Below are 12402 nucleotides of genomic sequence, written 5' to 3'. Positions count from 1 at the left end.
TTTCAGTATAAAATTTTATTTGTAACCATTGCAAATATAGACATATCTCAGCAAAAAACTGTTGGTGGAGATAGAAAAAATATAAGTAGAGGTATTCCTATTTATATTTGGTAATTGAGCGTCAGTATTTTCATAACTTTAAAGAACTCTATTAATATTAAGGATTGTCTCGCAGTTATCTTTAAAAGCGATCGCGTAATCATAAATTAGTTTAGGCGCACCAAAAATACCCCATAAACCGTTGATTATAATTTCAAGTAAAATCCTGACAATATCAGCAATTAGGTTGGTTCTATAGATTTTAATTTCAGCTCGTGCATACGCATATAACTCACGATCTTCTGTCCTTCTGCGAACTGCTCTTTCTTCTTGTTCTTGGTAGTAGCAATCGCGAACTTTGTTACCCCAAGGTGCCATACCACACAAGAATCCAAACATCCAAGACCAGGGATAACCCCAACCCCAGTATATTGCTAAACAGCAAGCGAGAACGTAGAGCGCTAAACCGCTTGCAGTGCGTGAAGTTAGCACCCAAAGAATGTACAAATTGTCTAGGAGTAGCAAACGGCGCATTCTTCTTAGCTCTTGACGCTCTTCTGGTGCTACCCATGACATAAAAATTTTAGCTCCTTTTTAGGATATTTATAGTTTTTTTACCTAAGATTAGCGAGTGCTATTAGATGGTGAGTGATTTCTACAGTATCGCTTGACAATTCAAATAATTCCTTGAATTCTTTATGAAGCTAACAACAAACTTGATTAAAACTTAGTAAATTTCAGTCGTTAATTTTTATATAACTAAAAATAATGATACTCACAATTTAGATGAAAATGTTTTTAAGTGTACTTGATAAGATTGTGCGGTCAAATCGTCTTATTTTTAGATAATCTACCTGTAGAAGGAAGCTTGAAAGTAGGGAACGAACGGCTTAAGGAAAGCCACCCATAAAAGGATTTTCCATTCACCTCCACTGGAAATCCTCTCCTGCTTCTTTAGGTGAGTAATACCGTCTTTGCTATCTACATCTGTGGGAAGTCATACTTCCCACAGCTACGAGGGGAAATCCTAGACCTCTAACTTTGGAAGTGTTTGATTTTAGTACGAGAGGATTGAAACTTAAACCGCACTTGTTTCCCAATTTGAATCTCAGCAAAGCTGCTAATATCTCTCCCAGATTTATGAGCATCAAGAATCGCTTGAAGGTCTAGCCTAGATTTTAATTCTTGCACTCGAAATTCATCTGGAAGTTGGGAGTCATCGGCAGCTACTTTAGGTATAACTTTAGGATTGTTATCTCTAATTTCAATTTCTCTCTCTTTGCCAATATTACGTTTTGGAATTAATCCTTGAGCGTGCAACCACAACAATCCCTGCTTGATGCCTGCTAACTGAGCTTCCTTTCTGGCAATGAATCGCTCGTGCAGTTCTATAACTGCATCCAGACGTTTTTTAGCAGCATCAATTTCAATTTTTAGATAATCTACTATCCAAGCAATGTTATCAATCTTGGATTCAGTTGCTTCTTGGACTTGCCACAGTTGTTTGACAAGGTTTTCGACATTTTCAGCTCCTGATTCTGAAGCATCTTCAATCTGGTTCCACAACAAAGCAGCTTCTAGGGATAGCTCTCGCAGCGATCGCTCGGTAATGTCTTTGGGTTTTGTGTCTACCCGATCTGTATTAATTGTTTTATCTTGTTTCATAAGATTTCCAAGTTGGTATTATCGCTCTGCCTGTTTCGGTATGCATTGATATTTGTAGGGAATTTTCATCAGTGCCGATCAAACAATTTTTTAGTATTGGCTGTAGGCAAGGTGATAGTAATCGTGCCGTTCTAGCGCCTGTTTTGCTTCTATTTCCAAGCTTGCTGTTTCTTCGATAGATGTAGTTTGTGTTTCTTGTTCTGCCTGTGAATTAGTCACTGTCTGAGTTTTGTGTGTTTCCTCAGAATTGGATAGCTGCGTCGTCATAGTCGCACTGCACGAAAATTAACATCAGTGCAACAGGTGCAAAGCACTTGTACGTTGTTTCTAAAGTGTTGGCAGTAGTTGAGGAGATATTAGCAAATTTAGGAGCAAAATTTTGTCACGCCTTATCTATAAATGTCTGTTTGTGATTCAGTTGAAATTAAGAACTTGTAACTTGCCATCTCCAAGTTGCGTGGTGCACAAGGGCGAAGCTTTTAAACACGGACAGCACTCAAAGAACGCGATCGCGATGTTCGTTTGACCAATACTATCTCTGTATGGCAGAGGTAACATACAAACCTTGATGAAATTTAAGCACAACGCATAAAGAGTGAATTTAAGCAGCTGCCATGACTGCTAAACCAGCTCACCTTAAATTAAGGTGAGCGACCGGAGACCGAAGCAACACCCGATTGAGGTATTGCAGTATGTCTAACCCTGCTTCAAAGAGCCTTTCTAGTTAAACTAAGAATTAGGGATAGAAAATCTTAGTTACTTTAGTAGCAATGCCATATTAATTCCTTGACTTGGAAAGACGCAATATGACTGTGACTACTGCTAAATGGACGCTTGAAGACTATCATCGCATGATTGAAGTCGGTCTTTTAGAGGATCGTCACGTTGAGTTATTGAACGGAGAGATCGTTGAAATGCCCCCAGAGAGTCCGGAACACGCCTACCTTGGGGATGAAGTCGGCAAATATTTAAGGGATCTTTTAGGCGATCGCGCTCAAGTCCGCGCAGGTCATCCCGTTACATTGCCCAACGACTCAGAACCAGAACCAGATCTTGCTATTGTTAAACCCCTTGGGCAAACTTACCGCCAACACCATCCCTACGCCGAAGATATTTTTTGGCTAATTGAGTATGCTAATACTAGCCTCAACAAAGATTTAGATGCCAAGCGAAAAACTTACGCAGTAGCAGAGATCCAAGAATACTGGGTTGTGGATTTGAAGCATCGACAGCTCAAAGTGTTTCGCACACCTTGCGAGGGTGACTACACATTAGAAAAAACTCTCATAGCGGGAGAAATCAGCCCAATAGCATTTCCTGACGTTATAATTTCAGTACAATTATTGTTCGGCGGCTGCAATCCTATAGCAGATCCTCTCATCTAATTCACAACATCTTCGGATCGGCACAAGGGTTAGTTCCCTTTTGTATGGCATTCGCAGCTGAGCGGCAGCTCTAGGTGAACGTCCTTCGACTTGGAGGAGCTTCGTATGACAAGCGACGATCGCAGCAATAAAGTGGAGACAGGCATGGTGCCGGAAGCCGCAAACATCGGGATCGTGCGACCGCCTTTTGTCTACCTGGGCGCGATCGCCCTAGGTCTGTTGCTGCATTTCGCCTGGTCAGTTCCGCTCGTGTCTCGTGCCGTGAGCGTGCCACTCGGAGGCATTGTAGTGCTTGTCGCCGTCGCTCTGTTCCTCTGGGCTGTTCGCACGTTTCGGACCGCTGGCACGCCCGTTCCAGGCAATCGTCCCACCACTACGATCGTACACACGGGTCCCTATCGATACAGCCGCAATCCCATCTATCTGTCTTTCTCGCTGCTCCAGCTCGGTGTCACATTCTGGGTCAACAGTCTCTGGCTACTAGTCACCCTCATACCAGCGGTGGCGCTGATGTCGTTCGTGGTCATCCCGCGAGAGGAGCACTACCTGGAGAGCCGCTTCCCGTCGGACTACTTGCCCTATAAGGCTTCTGTTCGTCGCTGGTTATAGACAGCCGCCGAGCAAGGGCATGGAGCTGACACGCAGGAGCGCACATCTCATCGCTGGTGTGCTTGTACGCGATCGCAACATGTGTCGTAAACTGCTTCCATTACACTCATTTGTCGTAAACTGCTTCCATTGCACTTAACACTTGCTTTTGCCTTGGGGTGAACCAAGGTCGGCGGCAGAGAAATTCGATTTGTGCCTCATCAATTGGATCTAACTGGCATTTAGTAAGTTCAACAAACCGTCGATGCATGGAGAGAATTTCTTGACGCTCTTTCGATGAAAGATTTAAGTTTTTAAGATGCTGGTTTGCTACAACAATCTGTCCATTCCACAACTGAACTTTACAAGCATAGTCGTAAGTCTCAGTTACAATCGCCCAACATCTGTTATATCTAAGCAATTGGGAGCAGCACAAACTCGACAACGAGCAAATATCATCAATCTGATAAGTATTAGGTACATTCCAAATTTTTTGTTCAAAAACAAGAGGATCTCCAGGTTCCCAAAAGATAATCTCTACACCAGCTTGTTTAGAAGTATTTGCCATTATCTCTAGCTCTCTATCCTTAAGACGTGACAAGCAAATTACTTTAGCATCCAGCTTTTTATTTATTGATTCACGATAAAGCAATGCCTGACCGATAGCTTTAAATAAATCTGCCCTCTCTACCCAGTGCTTTACTTCTATCACTGCGTTGTCAACAACGAGGTCAGCAATTCCTACCGAGCAATAAACATATTCCTGGCATTGAAATCCTTGTTCTTCTAAATGTAAAACAAGTTGCTTCTGAAACTCCTTCTCGTCTTGAACCATACCTTATGAAAGCTAGTTATTTGCTGTTTTAAAGATACATACATTGTATCAAGAATCACTCGTTAGAGCGTAATCTTGTTCCATTCTAGATAGAAGCAATTTCTGTCTTTCTGTAAACCAAAGGCGGCGTTTCAAAACTTCTAAAACAGCGTCGTCAGCAGGGTCTAGATCGCACTTTTTTAGGTCAGAGATTCGCTGATGTATCTCTTTAATGTCATGCCAATAACTGGGATCGATGCCTTCTAAGAACTGTGGATGCACGGTATGTTCCTCGTTTGCAACTGCTATAGTAACTGTGTAATTGTTTACATTTACCACAATTGCCCAACGTCCGTCATGTTTGCGTAAATCTGGATTGCCCATACCGCGAACCATTACCACGTCACCCTCCTGGTAGAGAATGTTTGGCGGTGGAGCATTTCGATTCTTGTATCTGTTGACTTGCGCTTTAACAACTCTGCCACTGGGTAACTGGCCATTCTTTGTCAACTCGCTCCAAATAGAAAGCTGCTCGTTAGGTTCAAGTTCGGCAAGTGGAAGACACTGGCGCTCTGATGTAGGCAATTTTTGTAGAGCATTGCTCAACAAATTATCTATAACTTCTGCGGCAGCAATTTTGTTATAGGCAGAAAACCGCGAAAACCCAAACCTATCCTTGCAATACAGCTCAAAAGTTTTATGAGTGGAGCGGTACAACTTTCTGTCTCTCAATTCCCTCAGAGCTACCCCTGCTTCAAAAAATGCTCTTTCTACCTTTAACTCTAGGCGATGTCGTTCTCGCTCCTCGTCAGGAGTTAATTCCTCCAAGATTTCGACTGGAGCTGGAGTAGGTTCAATCCCTGCATTCAACATTGGCGTAAACCTTTGGTTAATTTGTAACAAACCATAACGATTTCCAGCTAGTTTTAGGCAAGAGCAATACTCTCTATCGCATTAGCTATCTCGACATTTGATAAAGAAATTTCATCGCCACCAGGAGCAAGAAACATCCAGCATTCTTCCGGCGTGCCTATGCAAGCCACTGAAACAAATTTACACCCCTCGACTATCTGCCAACCAGCAGTACGATCGCTCGTCAACTGCGTTACCTGTCGAATTGTAAAAGTTAGCCGTTCCAGAGCAGCGCTAAGTAACTTTTCTGGCAGCCAAAAGAGTCGATCCAAAGCATGGGAATTAGAACATAGATACGTCCTTAGAAGACTAGCAATCCACTTGCGTTGCTCGGAAGTCATCTGTCTGGCGGCTTTCGTCAATTTCCTTGGATTGCTATTGACTATCTGCACCAACTCTACCCAAGTAGTACATTGCAGAATCGTCGTTGCTAGCTCTCGTGCAGCGAGTAAACTTTGCGCTTGAGCTGGCGAAGCTTGGGCGATTGGGATTGAATGAGGGCGATCGCTAAGTATTTCTATTTCAGATGGTATCCCAGTAGAATCGCTGGCGATCGCTACACCAGGAACGGACGCTTCCACGTTTCGCTCGATCGCTCGTTCGCTATCTGGCTCGCTGCTACTCGCTTCATTCACTAAGTTCTTTGGAGGATCGCTTTGAGTATGCGAACCATTCATACCGTTGCAATTGGTATCTGCACTCAATTGCCCAGTCGAAAGGTTTGTCACTGGTGACACTTCATTTTGAGGTGACGCTTGTAACTGTTGTACTTGCGTGGTTTCAGGAAATGTCTCTACTGTCACCAGCTCTATTCTATTAACAGCTGGCTGGGGTGCATTCACCGTGCCAGCAACGAAACGCACAACGCGCCCGCTCTTTTGCACGATTCCCTTCCCCATCGCTGCTAATTTGTAATACAAATCAATCGTGTAGGCAGCAACATTTCGCCCTATCTCCTTGGCACGGCGTTGTAGTGCCTTGATGCTACGATAAGCATCCCGCACTGCTAAACCATCAGGGGAAGTTGCAGCCAGATCCCAAATCTTGGTCAAGACAGAACTGATGGAATCGCTGTCTGTTGCTGAGTGCTGCACTATCTCAAAAGTAGAGCGGTAGTAGCGGCAGAAATCTACAGCACGATTTAACGTATCTAACTGAATTTCGTGTTGTGGACGCTGTGGCTCGTGATAGCACTCGATGATATGCAACGCCAACGCAATTCGCAGTAATTGCGTTGGTAGTTTTCGCATCCAAGCACGAATTGCTGGTGTTTCGGCTAATTCTGCCTGTTGCCCGATCTGCTCGTAAATTGTACCGTAACGAGCATCAGCAGCAGGTGAAAGTTTGACGATCCCTGCTGGAAATTGAGTGTCTATCCAACGATAAAATCGGGGTAGTTGCTCGGCTAATCGGCAGTATCCTTCCACTCTTTTAGCTGGTTGCACTTTTGGCAGTGCAAATAGAAACCGCGCTTGTAGCCCTTGAGCATCGTCAGGATCTTGAAAGATTTTGCGAAATACCCCTGGTTGGAGTCCACCAGCTATGCTCAGGCGAGATGAGGCTAGATAGTAACTATCTTCATGCATGACCCGATCTACTGGAGCAGAAGCACCGTCCCACATTGGTAAAAGGCATTCTAATCCTTCACCTTCGCCTTTAGTAGTAAACTGACCTAAAGATTTGAACAGCCCTGCTATTTCGTCTCTCGCCCACAGAGAACCGTTTTCGCCTTGCTCTGACAAGCGTTTCATCACTGCCTGAATCGTGGCAACTTCAAATAAAAACTTACGTTCGGGCATTGGAGCTGCTGACTCATCGCCATTGTCTTTTTTATTTTGAGATTGCTTGTACTCTTGCCACTCGGTTTTGAAACGATTGTGTTCTTGTTCTTGCCAACCTTTTAAGGGAGAAAGGATCAGCCCTTCCGCTCTGCTTTTTCCCGTGCCAGATTCCGCTACAGAACAAGTCCAAGCGATCGCCGGAATTTTGTGGGAACCAACATCGAGAACGTTTTTCTTTCCTACCAAAGACAAAATTGCACATAGCAAGTATTGCCACAGCATAATCGGGTCGATATTTAGCACGCGCCCATCGTGGAGTAGGTCTTCTGCTAGGTGCGGCAAAGTTAGTTGAAAATCTAGCTTGTAGTCTTTCCACTGGATGAATCGGTCGAGCTGCTGTTCGTCCTGCGGCATCACCTCTTCAGATGGAATGCGCTGGGATGCCACCAACTGCCAAAATGCTGCCTTGGAAATCCCCGATCGCTGTTGCAGAGCATCGAGATGGGCTTGTTCCTCCCACTCAGGCAATCCTTTGGCTAAAAGCTTGGTGACACTGGTGACAGTGGTTGAAAGAACTGTTGGGTCTAGGTTTAACTCGTCACTGCCACTGAGACTGTCACTGGTGACACTACGAATTCGATCTAGCTCTGACTGCAACTCTTCCACGGCTGAAGTCAGATTATTTCCTTTTGTCGCCAACTGACCCATCCGATCGATGCGATCGAGCAGGAGGTGACGATGGTATTGTTCTAGAAGTAGACTGGCGTACTGTTTGATATTTCCAGAGTGAACCATGCGCCCCAGAATCAGTGCTAGCTTGGTTCGTCCCCCGATTGACTCCAAAGCTCCCTGCTCCGATAGGCGGAAAGTTACTGCTAACAAGTCGGGTTGTAAGCCAGAGCGGTGCAATTCCAGCATCACCATAAAAATTTTGCGGTGAGCGGAAACAGAGAAGGCTTGTATAGATAAACCCTCCACCGTTGCGATCGCATTTGGATCGAGCAGAATTGCCCCTAAAATGTTTTCTTCTAGCTCAACAGCTTGCAGGGGGACGAGTGGGGCAGGATAAAAGTCAATACTGGCAATCATCGCAGCACCTCGCCAGCCACCGCATATAAGGGAAGAGATGCTGCAACTAGCCACTGGCTCGAACGGCTGTAGCTAAGAAAATTTCTATTTTGTTGTGAAAAGTACTTGTCAAATGCCGTGCAGAAACGGCACAATGTAGCCATATGAAACATCGTGTCTTAACCCCCGTAGGTAAACAATTTTGGGTTGAGATTGTCCGGTAGCGACTGGTAAGGTTTGTGTCAGCATTCCTTACCGTACAGCTCCGGCACTTTTATTTTGTTTGGCGAAGCTAGCAGAAGCAGCAACTTGGTTATTTGCTTCATTCCTCTTCTACGGTGTTGCTGGAGAGACTTTTCAGCACCGCCGGAAGATCGATTCTACTTTCAGAGAAGATAATTGACTACAGTAATTTCGCTGTCAACCTCCTGTTGAGTTGCGACAAGGTGCAATACGTATATTTGATGAGAGCTTAGCACTGATACGACTTAAGCTCAAGAGGGGGTAAAACAGCTATGCGCCGGAGTTACAGGTGGCAAATACGCCGGAGTTACAGGTAAAAACATACGCCGGAGTTACAGGTGAATTAGCATGACATACGCCGGAGTTACAGGTAAAGTAACATCCGACACATTTCCTTTTTGGCTCTGAAAGACTTATGAGATGGGACTTTGCGATAGTAAAACTTCAAAAACTATACGCCGGAGTTACAGGTCAAAAACATACGCCGGAGTTACAGGTGAATTAGCATGACATACGCCGGAGTTACAGGTAAAAACATACGCCGGAGTTACAGGTGAAGGCTAAAAAAACATACGCCGGAGTTACAGGTAAGCCGCTTTATCCTCGAATCGAGAAATGCTGGACGTACTCTCTTGCAATATCTTCAGGTGATAGAAAGAAGAGTATTAAGAATTCTTGCAATAATTTGTGGTGCTATGTGCATATAGAAAAGTTAGAGCTATTGGAGTATAAGAAAAGTTAGAGCTAAAGGTGCCATATACAGGTGAACGAGAAGAACGAAGAAACAGCATTTCCAGTGGACGGGCAACTGTTAATGATATTGCCTAGAGCAGGAGCTTCCGTCAAAAACCCTGACGTGCGCCTACCCGTATTGCGTTCTGATGTAGATGGCTACTACATAGAGATGAAGGTCGAAGCTGATGCCACAGATGCGAGTGAGGTGGCGTTGACTCGTCGCGTGCCATTAGAAGACCTTTCTACTGAAGAATGGGAAGAGTTAAAACAGCAGTATTCTAGGCTAGACTTTAAATCCTGCGTCGATGAAGGAATTCATAAAGGACTAGAGAAAATCCAAGACCGCAAAATTCAGCGATTGTTCTTGGCGCTACTTACCTTTCTCAACCCTAGGCAAGTATCAATCGTGCTGTACCTCTACAAGCAGGCAGCAAAGCAAGGAAATGGACCAATAGTGTCATTTCGCTCTAACGATTTGCTAGAAAGTTTAGGTTACACCCGTACAAAAGAGGGCGGATTTGCTTCCAAGCTGCGATCGCAACTCAATCAAGATTTAGTAACGCTGCATCGAACGGAATTGATATTAGCTCAGTCACTTAGAAAAGGAGATAATGTTGGTGCAAAAGTGACTATCAAGAGCGTATTGCGAATCAAAGATTATGAAATTGATAGCGTACCGCGTAACTTCGATTTGATTCAAGCTGCTGACTATACTTACGAATTAGCAGATGCTTATACAGTTTCGCTTGAATTTTTTGAAGGTCCGAGTCGCACCGGAGATTACGTACTTTTTGCTAATAGTTTAGACATAAGCCAAAGGCTAGGTAGCAATGCTAAAAACGACTATAAAACAAAGCTTTTAGTTTATCTTGCCAGTAGAATGAAGTGGGATAAACTGCAAGATGGCAAATACTTAATAATTTCTAAGCATTACATACTTAAAAATTTAGATTTATTAGGTAGTAATCCATCTAGAAATAATCAGTTATTATGGCGAACAGTAGAAGAATTGAAACAGGAAGAATACATATTTGGGGCGCAAGAATTACCAGGAAAGAGAAAAGCTGTTAATATTCAATTTCAAATCAATACTGAGAAGATTTACTATCATCAACTTCTAATATCTGAAGACAACTAGACAATAGCTGTGAAATACAACAGTTGTCGAATGATTGCTAGCAAACTGGGATAAAGGCAGAATACTATTAGAATTGTCTCAAATATTGATTTTTATTTTTTCATTCAGTTTCAGACTACTTCTCAAAGCTAAATACGATTGTTTAAAACATATAAAGCATTCTCATTGAGAATAAATCAGATAAAATTCTGAGGAAATTTAAGAATTTTATCTGTTTTTATTAAAAGATAGTTGAAAGTAAGATGAGCCAAGTGTAGGAATTAAGAATATTGAGAAATAACGCTCACAACAATTTTTCAGTAAAAGGCTTATGAATGCCAGCCACTCGAAGCTATCGTTAATACAGCTTAACTTATTAACTACTTTTAATTCAGTATTACCGAGCAGTTGGAAGAAGATTAAAATCGCTCGCATCGGAGCTAAGAGTAGCTTTATTGTATTCATTAAATATTTATGACTAAAAGAAGAGAAAGTACAGCAATGTCTACAGAACATATATCTAACGAAGCTAGTGATGAGTCTAATGTAGAAAATACAAACTTAGAATTGCAGAAAGCAAACCAAAAGCGTTTAGTAATAGTAACGGGTGACAAAGGAGGTGTAGGAAAAAGTACGTTTTCTAGAGGATTATTACAGGTATACGTTAATAAAAAGATTAATCTTTTAGCCTACGATGCTGATAAACGCAATCCTCAGTTAGAGCGATATTACGGAAAAGATACTGTAAGATGCCTTGATATATTCAATCGGGGCGAAGCAGATGTTTTATTAGTAAACTTAGACGAGCAGCAACCGCCTATCGCCTTATTAGATCTACCAGCCCAGTCAGGCAGCTTCTTTGAGACATTTGAGCGAGAGCTAAATATATTTGATTCTCTAAAAGACTGCGGGTATCAAATAACTATGGTTTCCGTAATTAGCCGAGTTAAAGATTCTGTAAGTATTTTAAAACTACTCTACGAATATTGTGGCGATCGCGTTGATTACTTAGTGGTCAAAAACTTATTTTACGGAGCAGAAGACAAGTTTGAACGCTATGACGAATCAAAACTGAGGAAGCAAATGAAAGATAAAGTCATGTGTCAAGAAATAGTTATGCCCGATCTGTTTTATAAAACCTATGATTTTCTTGACGAACACAGTTTGCCATTTTCAGGAGTTTACGAACACGCCAAAGCAAATTTAGCAATCAGGTTGCGAGTCAAATCGTGGCTGGCTGAGTTTGAAAAGAATGCTTTAAAAGCTGCGGCAATGCTTGGTTTAGAATAAATGTTGAGAAAGAGATTATTAGTAACTGCTGGTGATGCTAGAGTAGGCAAATCAACAGTAGCACGATTGCTACTAGATTTACTGTTGGAAAAGCACATCTCTGTCAGGGCATATTATAACGGCAATCGCAACAAATTAGTAGCATATCAAAAAATAGAGAATTTGGGCATTGAAGAATTACAGCTATCGAGAGGCGGTGCAGATAATCTTTTAATAGATCTCGAATCGCTACCAGATTTAGCTGTGGTTCTGACAGACCTGCCAGGACAACATTTATCTGCTTTTAAGTTCTTTGTAGAAGAATTTCTACTATTTGATACCTTAGCATCGCTGGGTTATAGAATGACAGTAATTCATCCAATATCTCATCGGCGTGACTGCGTGGAATACTTGCAAGAATTATGTAATTTTTGTGGAGATAACGTCGATTATATTGCGATCAAGAACAATCATTTCGATACGTATTTTCCCTATTACGATGCAAGTGAAACTCGTAGCTCGATCCAGGCTTTAGGTGCTATAGAGGTGAATCTAGCCAATTTATCGCTCTTTGTCTACCAGCAATGCGAGGATTGCGGGCTACCGTACTCTCAAATCATCAGCGATTTAAAGATTAATACTTTTTATCGCCATCTTCTATTTAATTGGATGGAAAGCTTTTTCCAACAGTTCGCTCTCGACCCGAAGGCAAGCGATTATTTAGGTCTGAATTGGAAAAATTATAGTTCTACTGCTAGCGAGAGTAGTTTTTAAAGGAGATTTATA

11 protein-coding genes are annotated in these 12402 nt (G+C 42.5%); 5 read left to right on the top strand and 6 right to left on the bottom strand.

Features of this window, described 5'->3' with window-relative positions:
- Positions 1–138 precede the first annotated feature (138 nt).
- The 3 genes from DSM107010_RS00505 to DSM107010_RS39245 all read right to left on the bottom strand — a co-directional run bounded on the left by DSM107010_RS00505 (position 139) and on the right by DSM107010_RS39245 (position 1971).
- Complete coding sequence (locus DSM107010_RS00505) at positions 139–615, bottom strand: hypothetical protein (protein ID WP_106165830.1); 477 nt, start codon at positions 613–615, stop codon at positions 139–141.
- A gap of 459 nt (positions 616–1074) precedes the next feature.
- Entirely contained in the window at positions 1075–1704 is a 630-nt protein-coding gene (locus tag DSM107010_RS00500; protein WP_127022073.1) for a siphovirus Gp157 family protein, read from the bottom strand.
- A gap of 90 nt (positions 1705–1794) precedes the next feature.
- Complete coding sequence (locus DSM107010_RS39245) at positions 1795–1971, bottom strand: hypothetical protein (RefSeq protein ID WP_181246268.1); 177 nt, start codon at positions 1969–1971, stop codon at positions 1795–1797.
- A 539-nt stretch (positions 1972–2510) separates the two neighbouring features.
- Here DSM107010_RS39245 and DSM107010_RS00495 point away from each other — a divergent pair.
- Complete coding sequence (locus DSM107010_RS00495) at positions 2511–3089, top strand: Uma2 family endonuclease (RefSeq protein ID WP_106165832.1); 579 nt, start codon at positions 2511–2513, stop codon at positions 3087–3089.
- Between the two features lie 105 nt (positions 3090–3194).
- A complete protein-coding gene (locus DSM107010_RS00490; RefSeq protein ID WP_106165833.1) occupies positions 3195–3698 on the top strand; it encodes a methyltransferase family protein in 504 nt (167 codons plus the stop codon).
- A gap of 106 nt (positions 3699–3804) precedes the next feature.
- On the opposite strand, the gene DSM107010_RS00485 is transcribed toward DSM107010_RS00490, so the two are convergent.
- The 3 genes from DSM107010_RS00485 to DSM107010_RS00475 are packed head-to-tail and all read right to left on the bottom strand — an operon-like array spanning position 3805 to position 8273.
- Entirely contained in the window at positions 3805–4512 is a 708-nt protein-coding gene (locus DSM107010_RS00485; RefSeq protein WP_106165834.1) for a hypothetical protein, read from the bottom strand.
- Between the two features lie 48 nt (positions 4513–4560).
- Positions 4561–5364 (bottom strand): hypothetical protein, encoded by an 804-nt coding sequence (locus DSM107010_RS00480; RefSeq protein ID WP_106165835.1) that lies wholly within the window; start codon positions 5362–5364, stop codon positions 4561–4563.
- A 53-nt stretch (positions 5365–5417) separates the two neighbouring features.
- Positions 5418–8273: a DUF3987 domain-containing protein gene (locus tag DSM107010_RS00475; RefSeq protein WP_127022070.1), complete on the bottom strand. Its 2856-nt coding sequence runs from the start codon at positions 8271–8273 to the stop codon at positions 5418–5420.
- A 1036-nt stretch (positions 8274–9309) separates the two neighbouring features.
- Here DSM107010_RS00475 and DSM107010_RS00470 point away from each other — a divergent pair.
- The 3 genes from DSM107010_RS00470 (at position 9310) to DSM107010_RS00460 (ending at position 12390) form a co-directional block, all read left to right on the top strand.
- Complete coding sequence (locus DSM107010_RS00470) at positions 9310–10368, top strand: hypothetical protein (RefSeq protein ID WP_106165865.1); 1059 nt, start codon at positions 9310–9312, stop codon at positions 10366–10368.
- 453 nt (positions 10369–10821) lie between these two features.
- Complete coding sequence (locus tag DSM107010_RS00465) at positions 10822–11637, top strand: nucleotide-binding protein (protein ID WP_106165837.1); 816 nt, start codon at positions 10822–10824, stop codon at positions 11635–11637.
- Positions 11638–12390, top strand: a complete 753-nt coding sequence (locus DSM107010_RS00460) for a P-loop NTPase family protein (protein ID WP_106165838.1) — start codon at positions 11638–11640, stop codon at positions 12388–12390.
- The last annotated feature ends 12 nt before the right edge of the window (positions 12391–12402 follow it).

The organism is Chroococcidiopsis cubana SAG 39.79, from assembly GCF_003991895.1.
Taxonomy (GTDB): Bacteria; Cyanobacteriota; Cyanobacteriia; order Cyanobacteriales; family Chroococcidiopsidaceae; genus Chroococcidiopsis; species Chroococcidiopsis thermalis.
This window is presented reverse-complemented; position numbering and strand designations above follow the sequence as displayed.

What these genes read in the sequence shown, in the direction of transcription:
- DSM107010_RS00505 (WP_106165830.1), bottom strand. Translation starts at nt 615, where the DNA reads ATGTCATGGGTAGCACCAGAAGAGCGTCAAGAGCTAAGAAGAATGCGC.
- DSM107010_RS00500 (WP_127022073.1), bottom strand. Translation starts at nt 1,704, where the DNA reads ATGAAACAAGATAAAACAATTAATACAGATCGGGTAGACACAAAACCC.
- DSM107010_RS39245 (WP_181246268.1), bottom strand. Translation starts at nt 1,971, where the DNA reads ATGACGACGCAGCTATCCAATTCTGAGGAAACACACAAAACTCAGACA.
- DSM107010_RS00495 (WP_106165832.1), top strand. Translation starts at nt 2,511, where the DNA reads ATGACTGTGACTACTGCTAAATGGACGCTTGAAGACTATCATCGCATG.
- DSM107010_RS00490 (WP_106165833.1), top strand. Translation starts at nt 3,195, where the DNA reads ATGACAAGCGACGATCGCAGCAATAAAGTGGAGACAGGCATGGTGCCG.
- DSM107010_RS00485 (WP_106165834.1), bottom strand. Translation starts at nt 4,512, where the DNA reads ATGGTTCAAGACGAGAAGGAGTTTCAGAAGCAACTTGTTTTACATTTA.
- DSM107010_RS00480 (WP_106165835.1), bottom strand. Translation starts at nt 5,364, where the DNA reads ATGTTGAATGCAGGGATTGAACCTACTCCAGCTCCAGTCGAAATCTTG.
- DSM107010_RS00475 (WP_127022070.1), bottom strand. Translation starts at nt 8,273, where the DNA reads ATGATTGCCAGTATTGACTTTTATCCTGCCCCACTCGTCCCCCTGCAA.
- DSM107010_RS00470 (WP_106165865.1), top strand. Translation starts at nt 9,310, where the DNA reads ATGATATTGCCTAGAGCAGGAGCTTCCGTCAAAAACCCTGACGTGCGC.
- DSM107010_RS00465 (WP_106165837.1), top strand. Translation starts at nt 10,822, where the DNA reads ATGACTAAAAGAAGAGAAAGTACAGCAATGTCTACAGAACATATATCT.
- DSM107010_RS00460 (WP_106165838.1), top strand. Translation starts at nt 11,638, where the DNA reads ATGTTGAGAAAGAGATTATTAGTAACTGCTGGTGATGCTAGAGTAGGC.